Origin of the sequence: Brevibacillus sp. IT-7CA2, from assembly GCF_949767855.1 — a bacterium.
GTDB lineage: Bacteria > Bacillota > Bacilli > Brevibacillales > Brevibacillaceae > Brevibacillus.
Genome location: NZ_CATKQT010000020.1, coordinates 1 through 21133, shown reverse-complemented (window position 1 = coordinate 21133; position 21133 = coordinate 1). Strand labels below are relative to the sequence as shown.

Here is a 21133-nt window from a genome sequence, read left to right as displayed (position 1 = left end):
CTTCATATCTTATCACGTTCGTTATTTGCGAGTCAAGAAGTTTTTTATCGAATCTCGTTTTCTTTTCTCGTATTTTGTCGTCGTTCTTGGCGACAAGTAATAATCTATCATATCTAAAAAGAGAATACAAGACCTTTTTTACTAGTTTTTAAAAAAGATAGCGAAAATAAAAAAGCCCCTATAAAAATAGGGACTTTAACAGGCCTACTGCGCTGTATACCCGCCGTCAATGACGACAGCCTGACCCGTGATACCTGACGCTTTCTTGCTAGCTAAAAAGGCAGCGTAGTTCGCTACTTCCTTTACTTGCAACAGTCGTTTCTGCGGCACCAGCGGGTAGATGACTTCTTCCATCACCTTTTCCAACGGCACACTTCTTGTCTTAGCCAAATCCGCTAATTGGTTTTGTACCAACGGCGTATCGACATACCCCGGACAAATGGCATTTACCGTAATACCAGCTGCTGCACCTTCCAGGGCTGCCACCTTGGTAAGCCCGATGACTCCATGCTTGGCACTGTTGTACGCTGCCTTCCCCGCAAAGCCTATCAACCCGTTAATTGAAGCCATATTGATGATACGACCATGACCTTGTTGCTTCATAATGGGAAACACGTGTTTAATCGCAACAAAAGGCGCTGTCAGCATAATACTGAGCATTTGTTCAAATTTTGCAGTCGGGAACTCTTCTATTGGAGAGACAAATTGCAATCCGGCATTATTCACTAAGATATCGAGTCTGCCAAAAATCTTGACTGTCTGCTGGATGCACTCCTGCATTTGTACCTCGTCGGTGACATTACAACCAAAGCTGATTGCTTCGTGACCTTCCTTTTGCAATTGGGCAGCTGCTGCTTCCGCTGATTCCCCATTCAAGTCCAGTATGACGACTTTCGCCCCTTCCTCGGCAAACGTCCGGGCAATCTCCAATCCAATTCCGCTCGCAGCCCCTGTTACTACTGCTACCTGCTGCTCCAACAACTTCTCCATACCCTACTATCTCCTCTCCTGCTCCTGATTTTCTCTGTCTATAAACTGCTGATCTCTGATGAAAATTAGAAAATAGAAACGGCGAATGCCAGAATGAACACGACAGCTGTTTTCAAAACCGTAATCGCAAAAATGTCTTTGTACGATTGACGATGAGTCAAACCAGTAATTGCGAGCAGTGTAATGACCGCTCCGTTGTGCGGCAATGTGTCCATACCACCAGAAGACATCGAGGCAATACGGTGCAGCAACTCAGGGCTGATTCCCGCAGCATTCGCCATCTCCAGGTATTGCTTGCCCATAACCTCCAGCGCGATCGACATACCGCCCGACGCTGAACCTGTCACACCTGCCAGTACGTTTACAGCTAGTGCCTCAGAAACCAACGGATGATCACTGGCTCCCATAATCCAGCCTTGGATGAGCTTGAAGCCCGGTAATGTTTTTACAACGTTTCCGAATCCAACTTCGGAAGCAGTATTGAAGATCGCCAAGAGAGAGCCCATCGCGGCAGCAGTCAAACCACTAGCCAGCTTGTTTTTGACTTGCTTCACATTGATTAAAAGCGCGGCAATAATTCCAAGACAGAGCGAGATAATCAGTGACCAAGAAGATACAACGTTTTTCACTTTCTCAATCTTAAATGATTCTTTGAGGATCGCTGGATCGTACCACGTCTCTACTGTCCAAATCCCTCTACTGAACATATAGTTACCCACGAGCACCAACGCCAACGGGAGAATCGCGACCCAGATGTTCATGTAGGATTCATTTTTAATCAACTCTGGCTCGTTCGTATGTCCCTCGCCGTAGCCTTCCCCAGCAGCGACAGCCTGCTTGCGTCTACGCTCCAGCCATAGCATCCCGCCAATGAAAACCATAATGGCGCCAATCGTTCCAACAACAGGTGCAGCATAAGCATCCGTACCAAAATAAGTCGTTGGAATGATGTTTTGAATTTGTGGTGTACCTGGCAAGGCGTCCATCGTATACGTAAAAGCACCGAGCGCGATCGTTCCTGGAATGAGACGCTTCGGAATATTGGCTTCACGGAAAATCGCAGCGGCAAACGGATACACAGCAAATGCCACAACGAACAGAGAAACCCCGCCATACGTCAAAATCGAACATGCCAGAACGACAGCCAAGATCGCACGATTGGAGCCAAGTGCCTTTACAATCGTGTGGGCAATGGACGAGGCAGCACCGCTCAACTCCATGACTTTTCCGAAAATGGCACCCAGTAAGAAAATAGGGAAGAATGATTTCACATAGTTTGCTGCATTCGTCATAAAGGTTTCGGTGTAGCTCGGCAGCAGAGAGATCCCGGAAAGGACAACGGCCAGCAACGTAAAAATAGGGGCAAATACGATAACAGGATAGCCCCGATACGCAAAAAACATCAGGAGACCGAGCGAAATCAAGATGGATAACACTTCGATGATCATATAATTCTCCTTTCAATTTTCTCCTCCGGTTACAGAGGAAATTGTGTGTATTCACTTGGAGAAAACGCTTTCATATCCATCTCAATTGCATGGACCATGCCAACTCCAGCCGATTCCAGAAAAATCGTTCATCCATACCCCTTCATCGTGCCTGGACTGATGGTAAGCAGATGATAGCGCTTGCAATTTTTCCGGATTTCCGGAATTTTTTGTCCGGTTTCATGGAATCTAGCAAAAATCTGCCCGCTTTTTCGGGAATCTGCTCTAGGAAGGCTACTGGGTTTAAGCGGGAGGTCATCTTGCTCTATTCCAGAAAACCGGAATCTAGCAAAACATTATTCCTGCAGATGAAAAAAGCCGCGAACCTGGCTCAACGCCACATCCCCGACTTATACGCGCCTCGACTACTGGTACTTCTCCCACTTTTCGTAAAAGCTGGACTTGCTGATTTGCAACAGCTTGGCGGCGGTAAGCTTGTTCCCCCCTGCTTGCTGCATCGCTTGGCGAAGTGCTTCCTGCTCAGCCTCTTCTATGACTTGTTTCAATGGTCGAACGGCATCAGTTGGAACCGACAAGGACGTAAGCGTCCCTTCGTCAGATACAGGCAGCCAAACATGCTCTTTTTTCAGGACATCGTCTTCGAGTAGATGAAGGGCTCGTTCCAGGACGTTTTTCAACTCCCGTACATTGCCTGGCCAGGAGTAGCCCCGAAGTACGTTCCACACCTCTTCATCAATGACCCTGACCACAACGCCAGTGGACTCGCCAAGCTGTTTGAGCAGATTCGAAACCAGCTCCGGCAAATCCTCCAGCCGCTCGCGCAATGGAGGAATCGAGAGTGACACGACATTCAACCGATAATAGAGGTCCGCCCGAAACTTCCCTTCCTTGATGCTTTGAAGCATGTCCGAATTCGTGGAAGCAATCACTCGAACATCGATTGGCGTCGTCCGAACAGCACCTACCCGCTCGACTTCTTTTTCCTGCAAAACACGCAGTAGCTTGGCTTGCAGCGGCAACGGCATGTCCCCGATCTCATCCAACAGAATGGTTCCGTGGTTAGCCAGCTCGAACTTTCCTTTTTTTCCGCGGCGAACAGCTCCAGTAAAAGCACCTTCTTCATAGCCAAACAGCTCTGATTCCAGCAAAGAATCCGGAATAGCGGCACAATTCACCCGAATGAAAGGACCCATTTTCCGCTTGCTCTCGGCATGAATGGCGTGGGCAAACAGCTCCTTGCCCGTCCCGCTTTCGCCTGTGATGAGCACAGTCGAATCGCTTTTCGCAACTTTCCGAGAAAATTTCTTAAGCTCCTGCAGCTTCTGGCTGTACCCGACGATTTGATCAAAATGATAGGTAGCCCCCATACGCCGCCGCAGCTCTTTCTTATAATAGGTCAGCTCATCCTTCAGTTGAGCAACCATCGCAGCCAAAGCAGTAAGCTCTTGCACATCCTGGAACAGCACCGTTCCCAGAACGGCAATCACTTTACCTTCGTCCATGATCGGGATGCGATGCGCAATCATGTTCTGTCCTTTTATATGTTGAATGTCGGCGATCTCAGCAACGCCAGCCTGACCGACAATATGCATCCGCGTGTTTTCGATGACATCCGTCACTGGCTGTCCGATCACGTCCTGTACATTAAGAAATTTCCGATAGCTCCGATTCAATAAGAGTATTTTTCCGTCCTTGTCCGTTACGATCATCGGTTCATGGGCATTTTCAAAAACGACCTCAAGCAATTTGCTCATCTGCTGGAGATTCCATTCCAAAACCGGCTCCCCCTTTGTCTGAATGCTGCTGTGTCGAACGTTCGCTCACTACTCGTTACGCTAAAATTATACAGGAACGATCAGGGGAGGTGTGCTTTTTCATAAAGGCTGTGTTATCTAGGCTGCTCTTGTAATTGCTTGACCAATCGCTTGGGAGCCGCGCACATATAGCCTTCCCGTATGTAATCCTCGATTTCACCATAGCTAGTCACGTTTTTGTCCAGGATCGAAACCCAGCCGTGATGACCGATGTACGGTGTCTTGTAAAAGTGCTCCTGTGCAAGCAAAATCTCTTGGGTCGTCTTCAGCACCTTCACAGAAAAGGAGGGGCCTTCAGTGCCCCCCTCTCCCAAAATGACAAACGGCTTGTCGTTTACGCGAAACGATGTATGTCCAAAAGCGTCTACCTGCTCCGATACTTCTGGCAACCGCATCGCCAGCTCGCGAACAGCAGCCACCATCTTCAAACCTTCTATAGAAGAAATCTGTTCGTGCACCATCTGGTCCAAGCCTCCCTTTGCTACCAAACGATCATATACCAGTCTGTTCTGTACTTTGCACCACGTTTCCTTCCCTCATACGATAAAGCGGCAAAATAAAGCTGAGACCAATAATCATCAGGAATCCAGCGATCCCGTATATGACTGCGAGCGGAAGATGCAGCTTCAATACCCCCGTGATACTCATCATGACGACCATGGAGCCTGTAAACAACGGGGTCAGTATTCCATTCACCCGACCGATAAAGGTACTCTCTGTATTTTTAAGCAGCATGGTGTTGATCCCAATTTGAATGGAGGGCAAGAGCAATCCCGCGATGAACTGGGCAACAAGCGTCAGCCACAGATTCGTGGACATCCCGCAAATCGCTACTGCGACCGCATTTCCAAGAAGTCCCATGACCAATAGCTTTTGCGGTGGAATCGTTTTGGCAGCTGCCATCGTCATGGCCCCTCCAGCAATCATCCCCACACCTTGGGCGGTAATTAACCATTGCAAACTTTCTTTCGGCAATTGCAGTTGTTCGGTCACGATAAAAATCCCAAGCGGCTGAATCATTCCCAATGAGAAACCCACAGCCAAAAAGCAAAAGCCAAGCATTGACAATACGCGACTGGATAACACATAACGAATCCCGCTGACCATCTCTCCAAGCAGTGCCGATTCTTGCTGTTCTTCTTTCTCGACACGATCTGGCGGCAACAAATACAGGACGCCGGCCGCAGAGAGGAACGCAACTGCCGTGATGACCATGGCAACCTCCATCCCCCATTGCTGGAACACAAACGTACCGACAATCGGACCAAATACCATGAAGATCGCGAAAATAGTCTGGTACGCTGACATTCCTACCTGAAGTTGTTCACCAGGTACATGCAGCTTGAACAGCTTCATTCCGGACGGTTGGGAAAACTGAGAAAGAATGGCTGAAATGAGTGTGGCAAAAAAGATGGCCTTCCACGAGCCGTAAACGAAGGTAAGCAGCACTCCGACAACCGATAGAGCACTGAGTAGCTCACACCAGACCATCGTTTTTCTCGGTTTCCAGCGATCGGCAAACGTACCAGCAAGAAAGGAAAACAGAAAGATTGGTGCATACTCCGCCACAGAAATCATGGATACAGCGAACGGATCGCCTCCTGTATGATCCATCACAAAGAGCAGAATCGCCATGTTGCGCACCCATACTCCGATTTGCAACAGAAATGCTGATAACAAAATAGCCCTGACATAGCGATTTTTCAAAACATTTGACATAAAAAGCCTCCTTATCCATTGCGATCTGGACAGGAGGCTACGCATATTATCGTCAAAAAGACATAGAAACCCTTTGGTGAGTCTAAAAAGGATCTACCATCTATTCGCCAATATGCACATACTACCCCTATCCAAAAACGCATCGTCTTATCCGATTAGTTTTGTTGGAAATAGGAGTTAGCAGATCATTGGCTTAATGGTCACCCTTTCTTGTAGAATGACCCAAGAGTACCACAAAAAGTAATTCTGTGACAAGAAAAATTCACTTGATCTTGTCCTATGCCTTGTCGACAAGTGTGATGCGCTCTGCTGCAGGAATGCGCGGCTGAACGTTAGGGATCGCGGCTGGATAACCGATATGCAGGTTCCCTAGCACTTTTTCTCCTGGTCGAATGCCCATCGCTTCACGGAATTCCGGCTCGTGAATCCACGGGTACGTCTCCCATGTCAAACCGATGCCTTTTTCCCACGCCAGCAAGCTAAAGTTATGAATGACAATGCTGGTCGAAGCGAAATCGTCCTGACGCGTAATCAGGTTCGGACTTTCTTCCATGATGACAGTCATCAGCATCGGAATCGCCATGATTTTATTGTAAAACTTCTCGCCGACTTCTTTCTTTTTCGCAGGATCAATCTCCCGCTTTTCCTTCATGATCCGCACGGCCTCGGCGATTCTTCTCTTGCCTTCCCCGTACGTCACAATAAAGCGCCACGGTTGTGTCATGTGATAATTCGGCGCCCACACGGCTGTATCCATCAGTTCAGTAACCAGCGCAGGGTCTACCTCACGATCTGTAAAGCGATGAATCGAGCGACGCTCTCTAATCAATTTGGCCAGTTCCATTTCTGTCTCCTCCTTCTCATTCCAGAGCCATTGCAACGCCCCCGGAAATCTTGCGTTTGCACATTTGCTCAAATGATCCGCTCCTTCGTCAATGAACAGGACGAGCTGATCTGCTGTGAAGCCACTATCAGCCAATATCTGATGCGCTTCTTTTGTCAGCGGAACCATTTGTTTCTGGATGTTTTGTTTTTTGGCGCCTTCCTTACTGCCAACATCCATGTAGATGCGTAGCCCGGGATGGTACATTTTCTTTTCCCGCATAAACGGAACCATGCCCTCATACCAATACGATCCCGAGATGCTGCCGATTTTCGTGAAAACATCCGGATATTGGTGCACAGCGTACATCGAGATCAAGCCACCAAGCGAAAATCCGATGATCCCTGTTTTTTCCGGCCTAGGGTCTGTCCTGTACTTGCTGTCGATATACGCCTTACATTCATTGGCGACGTAAGAAAGATACGCATCTCCTTGCCCGCCAAAATCAATGTTGCGCTCAGGAGAAATCGCTTTGGAAAACCAAGGCGTATAGTCATCCCTGCGGTTTCCTGGTTGGATACCGACGAGAATCAGCTCAGGAATTTTTCCCTCTGCAAACTTATCTTCGATTACATCGAGTGCAGTACTAAACGCAGGATCAAACAAGTCACCGCCATCATGGATATACATGACGGGAAAACGGGACGTACTCTTGTCATAGGATGGCGGCAAATATACGAGCAGTGCTCGGTGATGGCATACGTCTGCAAACAATTCTCCCTTCACAATTTGCACGTCCCCTCTTTATTTTTTTCTTCTACTCAGTAGATAGAAGAAATACGGTACACCAATGATCGAAATGACGATACCCACTGGCAGTTCAATGGGTGTGAACACAATTTTGGCGATAAAGTCAGCTGCCACGACCATGAGCATCCCGATTGTTCCCGACAAGGGGAGAGCATACCTGTGCTGGATTCCCGTCAGACGCTTCGCAATGTGCGGTGCCATTAAGCCGACGAATCCGATACCTCCGGAAACTGAGACACACGCGCTCACGATGCCAATACTCGACAGCAGGAGAGTATTGCGCTCCTTTTCCACGGACACACCCAGATTCTTGACGGACTCCTCGCTCAGCTGAAGCAAATCGAGAATATACACCTTGCGCATCAAAACAGGAATAAGTATGACTAGCCATGGCAGCATCCCTGCAATATGCGTCCAGTTGGCACTCCAAATACTTCCCGAGAGCCATACGGTTGCCATTTCAAAATCGTTAGGATTCATTTTTAACGAGAGATACAGTGACACGGCACCCAATCCGGAGCCAATCGCGATCCCCACCAGAATCAGTCGTTGTGGGTCAAGCGCTCCGTTACGCCAGGCAAATAAATAAATCAGTCCAGCCGCAAGCAATCCGCCTGTCAAACCGAACAAAGGCATGGCCATGATGGAATACCAGCTCGCATCCATAAATTGTCCACCGAAGAAAAACATAAAGGCGACGATAGCGGCTCCTGCCCCAGCATTAATGCCCAATATCCCCGGATCAGCCAGCCCGTTACGGGTGATCCCCTGAATGACGGTTCCAGCGACCCCCAAGCCAAAGCCGACCAACGCCGCAATAACAATCCTAGGCAGGCGAAAATCAAAAATAACCAAATCGTATTCCGCTACAGGATCAATACGCAATAACGTACGGATGACATCCATCACCGTCATGTCAAATACACCGTTGGTCAAACTGATATAAATCACCAGCAAAATTAAGGCGATGTTGACGAGAAACAGCAAACGAAATCTACCTTTTTGATTAGGCATGCTTTCCCCCTCCTCTCTTGTAAATCAAATAGAGGAAGAACGGAACGCCAATAAAAGCCGTTACCACGCCGATTGGGGTCTCAAACGGACTATTCATAAATCGGCTGAGAACGTCAGACAAGGCCAGGAAAATACCGCCCAGTAATCCTGCACATGGAATGATCCATCGATAATCGAGACCTACCAAAAAGCGGGTAATATGCGGAATAATCAGCCCGACAAAGGCGATTTTTCCTGCCAACGCAACGGAAATACCTGTCAGAATGACAACAGCGGTCGTTGCCAGCACTTTGACCATCACCGTTCTCTGTCCGAGACCTCGAGATACTTCGTCGCCCAAGGACAAGATCGTAATCGATTTGGACAAAAGAAGTGCGAGGACAATACCGATGATGGCAAAAGGAACCGCCAGCTTCACCAACCCAGGCTCCAAGAGATGCAGCCTAGCATTGTACCAGAAGCTGACATTTTGCGAGACTTGAAAATAAGTAGAAATCGCGGCTGAAATACTGCTTAGAAAGGTACCCGTAATCGTACCGATGACCGCCATCCCTACTGGCGTCAAACCGTTGGGCAACAGTCGGGAAAAAGCGAGAACCATCGCGACCGCAAGTGCTGAACCAATCAAGGACATGGTAATCATCGTGACACTCGTAGCGGATGGAATGAAAACCATGCACAGCGTAACAGCAAAGACCGAGCCGTCAGACACGCCCATAATAGAGGGGGACGCGAGGTAATTCCTCGTCATCCCCTGCATCAATGCTCCTGATATCGCTAAAAATGCTCCGATCATGAGTGCGCCCAAAACTCTCGGCAAGCGAGAGTGCATGACAATTTGATGATCGACATTCCCTTCATCAAAGGCAAAGAAAGCTTGATAAATCGTCCCCGCATCAATCGGCTTGGCTCCGTAATGAATGGAGAGCAAGATTGTAAGCAGGATCACCACTGGCGAAACAGCTAGTATGATCATGGAAGTTGCTTTTTTGGATTGCATAGCTTACCCTCGCCCACTTTTACTTGGCAGACAATTTTTGTACAGCCGCCTTCAGGAATTGTGTTTTACTCCAAGCAGTACCGCCTTGTGCGAGAGGATCAACCACGTTTACGTAAACATTGCCGTTTTTCACAGCATTCACGCTCTTCCAAATCGGGTTGTTCTGCAAATCTTCCAATGCATTTGGCTTGTCTTTATTCTCGTCTGGAGAGAATTGAATGAACAGGTAGTCCGGGTTGATCTGGCTGAACTTCTCCATGGAGATAATTTCTTGTGCCTTCGCCGCTTTTACCTCTTCAGGTGCAGTCAAACCAAGGTCTGCGTACAGAGCTGGGTTGAAGAACACCTTCTCTGGATAGATATTGATATTTCCTTGGCGCAGACGAATCACGAGTACTTTTTTATCCTTCAAGCTCTCGCCCCATTTTGCTTTGGTTGCTTCTGCCTCTGCTTTGTACGCTTGGAGCGCTTTTTCGGCTTCCGCTTGTTTGCCAGTCAACTCACCCAGCAACTGCAGATTCGCTTCCCAGTTGGTCGAAATGTGGGACACAGGGAAGGTAGGCGCAATTTTGTTCAATTTCTCAGCCATCTCGGGCGGGAATTTACTGCTTCCCAGAATGACATCAGGCTTCAAGGACAGGATGGTTTCCAGGTTCGGTTGGATTTTTTCCCCGATGGATGTGGCTTCGCCCGTAATCGGTGCAAACATCTCCGGGAATTTACCGCCTACAGAAATCGCTCCTACCGGTTTCACGTTCAGTACCAGCGAATCTTCCATGGACTCCATGCTGCCTACAATGGCGATCCGCTCTGTTTTGCTAGGGACGGTATATTCTTTATCCAAATATTTGATCGTGCGTGTCTCTGCTTTATTTGCTTCATCGGCCGGCTTTTCTGCTGTAGCTGTTGTCGCAGGTGCTGCCGTAGGTGCCGTCGTGTTATTCGCTGCTTCTTTTCCTCCGCCGCACGCTGTCAGAGCCAATGTCAGCGCTGCAATGCTCAAGCCCAGATATATCTTTTTCATTCTTGAAAGACCCCTCTCAGAAATGTAATGTTTCACTCTAAACGAGTGATAACGATTATCATTCGTGATTATAAAGCATCCACTCATGCCCGACCATGGACGAAATCCAGAATCAACATGGACGATCTCCTGAAAATATTTTCACACTCTCTTCCGCGATTCGTTCATGAGCTGTTGCCGAGTATTCTCGCCAGGGGTCGGACGTAATGACATGCGCCCGATTGTTGCGGACGGCTTCGATCTCTTGCCATGGTCCCGATGCTTTCAAAGCTTGGAAGCATGCCAGCGTTTCAGCCTCTTGGCAAACCAACAGCAGCAAGCGATCTGGCGCGAGCGCAGCCAATTCCTGTGCGGTCACAAGCTGGTCGTACTCGTTCTGCTCCGAGACAAAAGCAGGTTTGACTTGCAGATCTTGATAAAACACTTCATTCATACTGCGATTGCAGTGGACATAGAGCTGGTTTTTCAAAATCCGCACGATGAGCACCGTTTCATCGCCTAGAACGTGTTGAAGCTTTGCCCGGGCCCTCTTCACCTTTTTCTCATACTCGCAAAGCCAATGATTGGCTTCCACAGACTCACCCAAAAAGTCTGCCATGAGCTGCAGTTGTTCTTTCCACCCCTGCTCTTCAAAGGGTACATACAAGGTGGGCGCAATCTCGTTCAGTTGCTTCTGTTCCTGCAAACTCGTCTCGTCCAAGCCAATGATCACGTCCGGCTTGGCATCGCGAAGCATTTCGATGTTGGCTTTCCAATTCTGATTAATTCGAAACGCGCTCAGATGTACCGGGATATCGTTTCGATAGCTGTGATGATAGTAAGCCGTCCATTTCGGGTGCAGTGGCGCTGCGTAAGGAATCATTTTCAAAGCCAGCAAATGCCCGATGATGGTCGAGCCGTACGCCGCAATTTTTCGTTGGCGGCTTTTCATATAGAGAGTGGGTGAAACACCGACAGCTTTCTTGAATTTTCGACTAAAGTAAAACTCGTCGTTGTAGCCCACTTGATGAGCGATATCGCGCAGCTTGGCATGCGACTGCACCATCATCTGCTTCGCTCGGCTGATACGAAGCTCTGCCAAATAGTCCATAGCTGAGATGCCATACGTTTTTTTGAACAGATCGACGAAATATTTTGGACTCACCTCTGCGATGCGAGCCAGCTGTTCAATCGTCACATTTTCCGAGTAATGCTCTTCCATATGTGCGCGTGCCCGCTCCAGCGCCATTCCAGAATCTGTGGCCGAGAAGTGAGCATGCTTGACGATGTGGTACCATAGCTCTTGAAAAGTGTGTTGGCCTCGGAAACGCTCTAACGCCGTCTCTTGCTTCCATAGATTCTGGATCAAATCACAATAGACGGGCAGCTGCCCTGCCGATTGGACAGAGATCTCTCCCCAAAAAGGAAACAGATCCTTTTCCCGAAGGGCTTGGAAGCGCCGATGCCTATCTCTCGTTTCCATAAAGACATCAAAACGAAGCATGTACATCTCCAAATGATCAGCCGAATCAGGGACGATGCCAAACGTAAGCATAGGAGGACATACGTAAATCGCGTCCTGCCGCAATTGATACTCCTCGTTTTCCAGTCGCAGGCGCCCTCGTCCCCCGGTTACTACCAGCAAAATATGCGAATGAGTGAATTGTTGGCGTAGTCGGTCATGTCCTTGTGCTTTGAGCCATGTAATGTCACGCAGCTTAAAAATGGCTTCAGCCATGGTCTTCTCTGTGAATTGTTGAACCAAGGCTTGTGTTTCGTTCATGTTCTCACCTCTGACCGATCCTCTATGTAAATATTGATAATAATTCTCATTATCATCAATAGAGAAAGTATATCAAAAGTGACGCTTGCTTCCTATCAGGAATATTTAATCGAATTGAACCGATAACTTTAACGTGGTATGGTACGTACCAATAGAAAGGGAACGACGGGAGGGAGTTTCCGTGGAATGCAAGCTTGTCGGATTGGAATTGGGAGCCGATGACTACATGACCAAACCGTTTGATCTGCGTGAGGTAGTTGCGCGGGTCAAAGACTGAAACCATTCAACATTACGGAGTGAAAATGAAGATATGAAACGATATGTTCTACCTTTTGTCTCTAGCCTCGTCGCGATTACTTTTGTGACAGGGTGCACCTCTGCCTCTGAACCGACGGTAAAAGACCCTATTCCACCTGCAACGGAAAACACTGGGCAACCTCCTGCTGATGCGACCAAAGGCGAAAAGCCTGCCGATGATTTGCTCAAGCAGTTCACCGTACTAGCTGCACAAGCCAAGGGAGCGAAAGAGCTAACTGCCTTTTTGGATCAGCACCTGGCGAAAACGGACACGAAAACTGCCGATCAACTATTTTGGGCACTCGAGCAGTACTATGAAAAACATTTGCCTACGATAAACGATAACTTCGAGGCACTCCTCGCCCAGCCGGGAAATGCGGATAAACTGTATGCCTTGCAATACCCTTACGATTTCAACAAGCTAGAAGGCGATGACAGCTTCAAGCAATGCCTCCTCAATCAAACAGAGGGCGGACTCGTCTTACAGGCAACGAACGACATGTCTTTTTACTGGCAAGTGGATTACAAAGAACTGCAAAAATATGCCTCTTCGCTCGGTGAGGAAGGGAAGGACTACTTGTCCATTCAAGAAACGGAAACGGGCAAACCGTATTTGGGTAATGGCGGGTTGCAAATCACGCGGGCCGAGCTCGGACCCAGAATGGTTGAAGTTGAAGAGTATTTGGTCAACTACCGCAGCAGCCCACGTGCAGTGAAGCTCCGTACGCTCTATATCGACTATCTCAAAACATACTTGTCTGATTACCGTTACGCTGCCATTGACGAAGCAACAATGAAGCTGCTCCCTGCCGTCAAGGAAGAGTATCAGAACTTTGCCAAGAAATATGAGGCTACGAAAACAGGACAGATCGTCAAGGATTACTTGAGCGAGGTCGCTAAAAACAATGATGTGATCTTTGAACCCGGCAAGCCTGGCGAAAGCATCATTGGAGACGCAAAGCCGAACATTAGTCAGTTCTTAAACGGGCTCGAGGTGCGGATTGCTCGGACGATGAATCCTTAAAAAACAAGCAGTATTTGTGGCTGTAGTGGAGGAGAGGGAACAGGAGAAAACGCTCAGCTTCTAGGGCCACCCGCAAGGGTGATTGACTGCCCGACTCCATGCAAAAAGCGAAACCGCGTCCAAAGTGGTCCAATCAGGATGTCGCTCAGAGGTGGACGCTTAAGGGCGTGTTTCGCTTTTTGCATGACGTCTCGGACGGTGTCCCTAAGATCTTCGCTGTTTTCTCCTGTTCCCTCTACAAGCTGCTTGTTTTTTTCGATAGTTGATGAAAGATGAAAGACTTTTATTGTTCTACCGCGGAAGTCTCGAACAAATAAAAAATGTAATCGGAGGAAGCTCCCGCGTGACCCATTTGTCTGAGCATAGCGGAGATATTGCCACGGTGATAGGTTCCGTGGTTGGCGACGTGCTGGACGATGTCGGCATAGCGAGCATGAACCGTGCCCAATGCTGGGTGCGTATAAGCCGAGGTGTCTTCCATCGAGATTTGCCCGAAGAAGTCTCTGAACTGCTGGGCTGATTCGGCAAACAGTTTTCGCAGCTCGTGTATGTTCTTTCCTTTTAATTCCTGCAAGAGAATCCCTACTTTTGGTCCTACCTCTTCGTAGCTCTCCCCCTTCATGGCTAACAACCAAACATAATCCGTCTTGAGAATGTGAGCCAACGTCTGGGTGATGGTCGGAAACACACTCGGAACCTCCTGCTCGCTTACTCCCTCTGGAACCTCCTGCAACCGCTCGAATACCTTTTCGTTTGCCCATACATGATATTCGTACAAACGCAATGCTTCATGCTTCATAATCAATCTGCCTCCATTCACTTTTTCCATCTCTTCTTTGCTTTCAATATAAATCAACTCTACTGACAAAAATGGTCAGTGAATTCACGTCGACTGATAAAAATGAAATAAATCGGCAGCGATGGCGGCCAATCGCTCTTTTACAAAAGCTGGTTCCTCAACTTGAATAGATTTTCCGTATGGCAAAAGATAATGAGGAAGGATCGAATGAGCCATTTGCTCATCTACTTGAAAAATCACCTGTGCCTCGCTGCGCTCGATCACAGTATGTCCGAGATACCAATGCCTGCACAAATCAGCGAGTGACTGTGTTCTTCCTTTGACCTTGATCAAAATGGTGCTTCCCTGCTTGTCTGCTTCCGGTAGTAAATTCGAGAGAAAAAAATGGCGCGCAGAAAATTCAGGAGGGCGTTGAAAGCTGGCTTCTGTACGCTGGATCTCATAGACACGATCTGCACGAAAGCTGCGAATGGTACTACGGAGATGACAATAGGCAACGATATACCAGTTCCCCTTCCAATAAACGAGCCCGTATGGATCAATATGACGCCTCTGTCTCGTTGTCTGGTAGGCTTTCTGATATTCCATCGAAAGGGTGTACCCATTGGCAACAGACAGTTCCAGTTCCTGTAGGGTAGATTCGAGAGAAGGATCAACGGGAGGCTGGATCACCTCGAAGCCGATACTATGTCTGTCAATCGCGTCACGCTGCTCTTCATTTGTGTAACGTTTTAGCTTGGAAATGGCCCGGTGTAAATCTGCTCCGAAGGGATACCCGGCCTCTTGGGCAAAAGCCGCTGCATGAATCAGGGCTTTTTGCTCGTTGAGGTCGAAAAACAACGGAGCTTCATTGAAATGCTGAAGTAAACTGTAGCCACCATTGTGTCCGGCATCGGAAATGATGGGTACACCGCTCGCACACAGTGAGTCGATATAGCGATAAACGGTGCGAATATTGATCTCGAGAATCTCTGCCAATTGCTTGGCTGTCATACGCTTGCCGGTCTTCAACAGCCACAAAATGGAGAGCATATTATCGGCTTTGGACATTTTCTGATTCGCTCCCCTGAATGAAATCTTCTGATTCTACTAATTACCACAGATTTCAATCCATTTCCTCTATCTGCCCCTTCTCCTTTTCTCGACAGGATCGGTTCTTTCTCGATAAGCTGCCAGTTGAAACATGGTGGAAACGGTTGAGAAGGTATAAGTCTGCTCACTTAACACCTCAATGACATAGGGCAAGGCGTCCATACTCCCCTTTAGCGTGTCTTTCGTACCGCCAGCGGAATGTTGAAGCACGACTGAGCCTGGGGTGACATGTCCCAAGATGTTTCTCGCCACCTGTGGGCCGGTGAGACCTTTCCAATCCCAACTATCGATATCCCACAAAATCATTTCGTAGTCGCTCGCCGCAAGCAGCTGGATGACCTCCTCATTCACTGCTCCATATGGCGGCCGAACCATCCGAGGTCTCACACCTACTACCTTTTCGATCTGATCTGAGGTATGTTCTACCTGCTCATGAACAGCCAAGAGAGGTATTTGCGTAAAGTCAGGGTGATCCCAGCTATGGTTTCCTACCATGTGACCTTCCTTTACGATCCGCTCCAGTATTTTCGGGTTGTACTTCACCATTTGTCCCACACAGAAGAACGTTGCCTTTACCTGATAGTGGGCTAATATGTCTAACACACGAGGCGTCCACAACTGATCCGGTCCATCATCAAAAGTGAGTGCGATTTCCTTTGACTGAATGAGCTTGTTCACAAGCGTTCCCCCTATAAGCCAGTATTCTGCTGTATTGATGCATAGTATGACTGGGCTATCATTTGGTAACGCTAAAAAAGCCCCTATTCTGGGCTTTTGGCAAAATTCAGCAAAAGATCTGTATGAGTATGCAGCGTATAAAAAAAATTTTTAACAACGGTTAATGAATATAGTATAATGATGATAATGATTTTCATTTTCGTAAAAATTTATACTAGTGCGTATTCAAAGAGTCGACTTTTCAGCTCCGAGAAAGTGGCGATCAAAGGTCGCTTTTTTGAATTACCTCTACTAGAGAGATTGTTGGATATACATGGAGGGTTAATCACGACAAAGCATGCTCGAAAGGGAGGATTATATGGGAAAAGTTTTAGAAGTAAAAGATTTGCATGTGTCATTCGATACGTATGCAGGTGAAGTCAAAGCAGTACGAGGCGTCTCCTTCGATCTGGAAAGAGGAGAAACGCTGGCGATTGTTGGGGAATCTGGTTCCGGTAAATCCGTAACTTCACAAGCACTTATGCGCCTCATTCCTTCTCCTCCTGGACGCATTCCAAAAGGACAAGTTCTTTTTGAAGGAAGAGATTTGGTTACGCTTTCCGAAAAAGAAATGCAGGATGTTCGCGGTCGCGATATCTCGATGATTTTCCAAGACCCGATGACTTCCTTGAATCCGACGATGACTATCGGTAACCAAATCATGGAGAGCTTCATCAAGCACCAAAAGCTGAACCGTGCAGAAGCGCGCAGCCGTGCTATTGAACTGTTGGAAATGGTAGGGATTCCATTTGCCAAGGAACGTATCGATCAATACCCGCACCAGTTTTCCGGTGGGATGCGCCAACGGATTGTTATTGCCATCGCTCTGGCCTGCAATCCAAAAATTATCATCGCCGATGAGCCGACAACTGCTCTGGACGTATCGATTCAAGCGCAGATTTTGGAGCTGCTGAAGGAACTTCAAAAGAAGATGGGTACCTCGATCATCTTTATTACGCATGACCTCGGTGTCGTTGCGAACATGGCAGACCGTGTAGCGGTTATGTATGCAGGTAAAATTGTGGAAATCGGTAAAGTCGATGAAATTTTCTATGATCCTAAGCACCCGTATACATGGGGTCTATTAGGTTCCATGCCGAGCCTCGATGCCAGCGATGACGAGCTGATGTCCATTCCTGGATCGCCGCCTGACATGTTCAAGCCACCTGTAGGTGATGCCTTCGCGGCTCGGAACCCATTTGCGTTGAAGGTCGATCTGGAATATGAACCACCGATGTTCAAAATCTCCGATACGCACTATGCAGCAACATGGCTCCTGCATGAAATGGCACCTGACATCAAACCGCCTGCTTCGGCTGTGAGACGAAAAGTCAATTCTGATGAGGCCACTGAGGCTCCAGTAAGCACCAAAAAAACGTTCAACTACGAGAACCGTGAGAAGCTGGTTGAAGTTAAAGATTTGAAACAGCATTTTGACCTCGGGAATGGCCATACGCTGAAAGCTGTAGATGGTATCACCTTTGACATCTACAAAGGGGAAATCTTTGGCCTTGTGGGTGAATCCGGTTGCGGTAAATCGACCACAGGACGCACCATCCTTCGCCTGTACGATGCAACTGGCGGAGAGGTCTTGTTCAATGGACAAAGTGTACACGGGAAGAAAACAGTGGAAGAAAAGAAATGGCTCAACCGCAAAATCCAAATGATCTTCCAAGATCCGTACTCGTCGTTGAATCCACGTCTAACCGTATCCGATATTATTGCGGAAGGTCTGGACATTCATCGTCTGGCGACCAAGGAAGCACGCATCGCCAAGGTACACGAGCTGTTGGAAACCGTTGGCCTCAACCGCGAGCACGCAAACCGTTACCCGCATGAGTTCAGCGGCGGACAGCGCCAACGGATCGGGATCGCACGGGCATTGGCTGTTGATCCGGAATTCATCATTGCCGATGAACCGATCTCTGCCCTCGACGTGTCCATTCAGGCGCAGGTCATTAACCTGCTCAAGCGCCTGCAAAAAGAAAAAGGTCTGACCTATCTGTTTATCGCCCATGACCTGTCCATGGTTAAATACATTAGTGACCGCATTGGTGTTATGTACCGCGGACGTATTGTGGAGCTGGCAGAAAGTAATCGCCTGTACGAGAATCCGATTCATCCGTACACCAAATCGTTGCTCTCGGCAATTCCATTGCCAGACCCTGTTTATGAGCGCAACCGTAAGCGCATCGTTTTCGATGATCAGGAATATTTGCGAGATCAAGGGGAAGAACGCGTCTTGCGTGAAATTGAGCGCGGTCACTTTGTTGCTTGCACCCAGAAAGAATTCGAAAGATATGGCGGCGGCGTCTTGGTTTAAGCCTTGCACAGAAAAAAGGGAGAGAGCTTCGACAGCTCATCTCCCTTTTTTATTTAGTCCTTCATTCGCAAGAGTCTCATGCTGTTTAAGATGACCAGCAATGCGGCTCCTGTGTCACTGAGCACCGCCAGCCACAAGGTTAGATAGCCTGGGAAGATCAGCACGAGTGCGACCAGCTTTACGATGATCGAAAACCAGATGTTTTGCTTGATAATCGTGAGTGCTTTTCTGCTGACCTTCATCGTGTGCGGCAGCTTTTCGAGATTGTCAGCCATCAGTACGATATCCGCGGTTTCCATTGCCGTATCGGTTCCTGCTCCACCCATGGCAATTCCCAAGTCAGCTGATGCGAGAGCAGGCGCATCGTTGATCCCGTCACCCACCATGGCGACGACCTTGCCTTCTTGCTGTAGTCGCTTGACCGCTTCTACCTTATCTTGTGGCAGCAGCTCTGCAAAATAACGATTTACACCAGTCTGACTCGCTACTTTTTTCGCCGTACCCTCATTGTCACCAGTCAGCATCACGATGTCTTCGATACCTGCGGCCTTGAGTTTGCCAATGGCACTAACCGTAATCTCACGAATGGTATCGGCAACAGCAATCATCCCGATCAATTTCGTTGCGGTACCGATAACCACCAGCGTATGTCCTTCACTCTGCAACGACTCGATTTTCGTTTGCCATGCCGACAGATCGACTCCCAGCTCTTGAAACAACGCGGGCTTCCCTGCATAAAATGTTTCGGTTCCGATGACAGCGCTCGCCCCTTTTCCGACGATCGCCTTGAAATCTTGCCCACTCTGGGAAACGACCTGCTTTTGTTTCGCATAGGTGAGAATCGCTTGTGCAATCGGATGGGAAGAACGCTCTTCAATCGTTCTGGCGATCGACACTACTTCATCTTCGCTTCCCTCCATCTCGATAACTGCTGCAACCTGTGGTTTCCCTTCCGTCAATGTGCCCGTTTTATCGAAGGCAATTGCGGTAATCGCTCCTGCCTTTTCCAAAAAGGTACCGCCCTTGATCAGGACACCGTTTCTCGCGGCATTTCCAATCGCGGACACAATCGCAACTGGCGTGGAAATGACCAGTGCGCACGGGCAAGCAACAACCAGCAGCTCAAGCCCTCTGTAAAACCATTCTCCCCAAGTACCGAGTCCAAGTAATGGCGGGAATACGATCACGAACAAAGCAAGCACGAGCACAATTGGCGTGTAAATCGCAGCGAATTTGTCGACGAACGCCTGAGTAGGCGCTTTTTTCTCCTGCGCTTCCTCCACGAGATGAATGATTCTGGCAATCGCCGTATCCTCCACCAGCTTTGTTACCTTGATATCCACCGCGCCGCTTTCGTTGACACTCCCTGCAAAAACACTGTCGCCGACCAGCTTATCTACGGGAATCGATTCACCTGTAATCGGGGCCTGATTGACGCTCGATGTCCCATGTACAATGACACCATCCAACGGGATTTTCTCTCCCGGCTTCACTACGATGACTTGGCCGACAGCGATGTCCTCAACTGGCTTGCGGGTAAGAGACTCCCCCACCTTGACCCATGCCTCGGGCGGAGCCAAATCCATCAGATTGCGTATGGAGTCGCGCGTTTTTTCAATCGACTTGGTCTGCAGCAAGTTTCCGATGGAAAAGAGCCAGACGACCGTCGCACCCTCCAGCCACTCACCGATTAATGCTGCTCCAACAGCCGCAACAGACATCAATACGTTCATATCCAGTGAACCGCTTTTCATCGCGTAAAAAGCACTGCGCGCAGGTCGGTAGCCGCCACTTATGATCGACAACGCATAGAGCACAGTAACAACCAGTGGAGATATGCTAGGCGATAAGGAACTTAGAAAACCGAGAGCCAACAACACACCGGAAATCGTCGTCAGTACCGTCCCTGCTTGATCCGTTTTCGGTACTTCTTTAGCGGTACGTCTCGTAAGCAGCATGGCACTGTATCCGGCCTTGGCGACTTCCTTGACCACCGCGTCTTCTCCCAGCCCATCCGCGACGAGCTGCATTTTACCCGTGGAAAAGTTCACGTTTACCTCTTTTACGGCAGGCAACGTCTGCATATGCTTTTCCAGCGATTTGGCGCACGAACTGCAATCCATACCTGTAACGCGATAGACAACAGCCTGTGAAGAAAGAATGCCTGCGCTTTTTGTTGCTGTTGCCGCAGCCGCAGGCTCGAGAACCGTGAGAATTTTACCAGCATGCTTATGCTCACTTCCGCATTGATGCCCACTGCAACACTCATCTTTTTTTCGTTCTTCTGCCATCTGTTTTCACCTTTTTCCAAGCATCTATTTTGCCCAGCTTCGAATGAAATCAATCCACAAACATTCAAACAAATATTTAATTATTATATTATCGCATCCTTCTGGTTCGTTCAAGAATTGATTTGAATATTTCGCCCATTTTTTTACAGATCGAGAATAAGAAAAAGACCCCTATTACTAGGAGTC

Annotated in this window: 16 protein-coding genes and 1 pseudogene; 3 read left to right on the top strand and 14 right to left on the bottom strand. The window is 48.3% G+C overall.

Annotated features, from left to right (window positions below):
- Positions 1 to 204 precede the first annotated feature (204 nt).
- The 10 genes from ACM6JA_RS12775 to ACM6JA_RS12730 all read right to left on the bottom strand — a co-directional run bounded on the left by ACM6JA_RS12775 (position 205) and on the right by ACM6JA_RS12730 (position 12404).
- On the bottom strand, positions 205 to 990 hold the full coding sequence (locus ACM6JA_RS12775) for a 3-hydroxybutyrate dehydrogenase (RefSeq protein WP_390241076.1): 786 nt from the start codon (positions 988 to 990) through the stop codon (positions 205 to 207).
- Positions 991 to 1055: 65 nt separating this feature from the next.
- A complete protein-coding gene (locus tag ACM6JA_RS12770) occupies positions 1056 to 2438 on the bottom strand; it encodes a GntP family permease (RefSeq protein WP_414852590.1) in 1383 nt (460 codons plus the stop codon).
- A gap of 404 nt (positions 2439 to 2842) precedes the next feature.
- Complete coding sequence (locus tag ACM6JA_RS12765; RefSeq protein ID WP_414852589.1) at positions 2843 to 4213, bottom strand: sigma-54 interaction domain-containing protein; 1371 nt, start codon at positions 4211 to 4213, stop codon at positions 2843 to 2845.
- Positions 4214 to 4326: 113 nt separating this feature from the next.
- Positions 4327 to 4713 carry an MmcQ/YjbR family DNA-binding protein gene (locus tag ACM6JA_RS12760; protein ID WP_173621089.1) on the bottom strand — a complete coding sequence of 129 codons (387 nt, stop codon included), beginning with the start codon at positions 4711 to 4713 and terminating at the stop codon, positions 4327 to 4329.
- A gap of 31 nt (positions 4714 to 4744) precedes the next feature.
- Positions 4745 to 5971: an MFS transporter gene (locus tag ACM6JA_RS12755; RefSeq protein ID WP_414852588.1), complete on the bottom strand. Its 1227-nt coding sequence runs from the start codon at positions 5969 to 5971 to the stop codon at positions 4745 to 4747.
- A gap of 277 nt (positions 5972 to 6248) precedes the next feature.
- Positions 6249 to 7589 carry an alpha/beta hydrolase-fold protein gene (locus ACM6JA_RS12750; RefSeq protein ID WP_414852587.1) on the bottom strand — a complete coding sequence of 447 codons (1341 nt, stop codon included), beginning with the start codon at positions 7587 to 7589 and terminating at the stop codon, positions 6249 to 6251.
- Between the two features lie 9 nt (positions 7590 to 7598).
- Complete coding sequence (locus ACM6JA_RS12745; protein ID WP_414852586.1) at positions 7599 to 8618, bottom strand: FecCD family ABC transporter permease; 1020 nt, start codon at positions 8616 to 8618, stop codon at positions 7599 to 7601.
- Positions 8611 to 9618, bottom strand: a complete 1008-nt coding sequence (locus ACM6JA_RS12740) for a FecCD family ABC transporter permease (RefSeq protein WP_414852585.1) — start codon at positions 9616 to 9618, stop codon at positions 8611 to 8613. The genes ACM6JA_RS12745 and ACM6JA_RS12740 overlap by 8 nt, the downstream gene beginning before the upstream one ends.
- A 19-nt stretch (positions 9619 to 9637) precedes the next feature.
- Positions 9638 to 10642: an iron-hydroxamate ABC transporter substrate-binding protein gene (locus ACM6JA_RS12735; RefSeq protein WP_414852584.1), complete on the bottom strand. Its 1005-nt coding sequence runs from the start codon at positions 10640 to 10642 to the stop codon at positions 9638 to 9640.
- Between the two features lie 112 nt (positions 10643 to 10754).
- A complete protein-coding gene (locus ACM6JA_RS12730) occupies positions 10755 to 12404 on the bottom strand; it encodes an AraC family transcriptional regulator (protein WP_414852583.1) in 1650 nt (549 codons plus the stop codon).
- Positions 12405 to 12594: 190 nt separating this feature from the next.
- Here ACM6JA_RS12730 and ACM6JA_RS12725 point away from each other — a divergent pair.
- Both ACM6JA_RS12725 and ACM6JA_RS12720 read left to right on the top strand, forming a co-directional pair.
- Positions 12595 to 12675: pseudogene (locus ACM6JA_RS12725) on the top strand (DNA-binding response regulator); the annotation flags it as partial.
- Positions 12676 to 12714: 39 nt separating this feature from the next.
- Positions 12715 to 13725 (top strand): ATP-binding protein, encoded by a 1011-nt coding sequence (locus ACM6JA_RS12720; protein WP_414852582.1) that lies wholly within the window; start codon positions 12715 to 12717, stop codon positions 13723 to 13725.
- A 283-nt stretch (positions 13726 to 14008) separates the two neighbouring features.
- On the opposite strand, the gene ACM6JA_RS12715 is transcribed toward ACM6JA_RS12720, so the two are convergent.
- From ACM6JA_RS12715 to ACM6JA_RS12705, 3 genes are all read right to left on the bottom strand, one after another.
- Positions 14009 to 14554: a DinB family protein gene (locus ACM6JA_RS12715; protein ID WP_414852581.1), complete on the bottom strand. Its 546-nt coding sequence runs from the start codon at positions 14552 to 14554 to the stop codon at positions 14009 to 14011.
- A 54-nt stretch (positions 14555 to 14608) separates the two neighbouring features.
- The gene (locus tag ACM6JA_RS12710) at positions 14609 to 15574 is read right to left on the bottom strand and encodes a helix-turn-helix transcriptional regulator (RefSeq protein WP_414852580.1); all 966 of its coding nucleotides are present in this window, start codon (positions 15572 to 15574) and stop codon (positions 14609 to 14611) included.
- Positions 15575 to 15643: 69 nt separating this feature from the next.
- On the bottom strand, positions 15644 to 16294 hold the full coding sequence (locus ACM6JA_RS12705) for a polysaccharide deacetylase family protein (RefSeq protein ID WP_414852579.1): 651 nt from the start codon (positions 16292 to 16294) through the stop codon (positions 15644 to 15646).
- Positions 16295 to 16652: 358 nt separating this feature from the next.
- Here ACM6JA_RS12705 and ACM6JA_RS12700 point away from each other — a divergent pair, with 358 nt between their 5' ends.
- Positions 16653 to 18656, top strand: coding sequence for a dipeptide ABC transporter ATP-binding protein (locus ACM6JA_RS12700; protein WP_414852578.1), 2004 nt, complete (start codon positions 16653 to 16655; stop codon positions 18654 to 18656).
- A 53-nt stretch (positions 18657 to 18709) separates the two neighbouring features.
- Here the strand turns inward: ACM6JA_RS12700 and ACM6JA_RS12695 are convergent, their stop codons facing one another.
- The gene (locus tag ACM6JA_RS12695) at positions 18710 to 20947 is read right to left on the bottom strand and encodes a heavy metal translocating P-type ATPase (RefSeq protein WP_414852577.1); all 2238 of its coding nucleotides are present in this window, start codon (positions 20945 to 20947) and stop codon (positions 18710 to 18712) included.
- Positions 20948 to 21133: the final 186 nt, after the last annotated feature.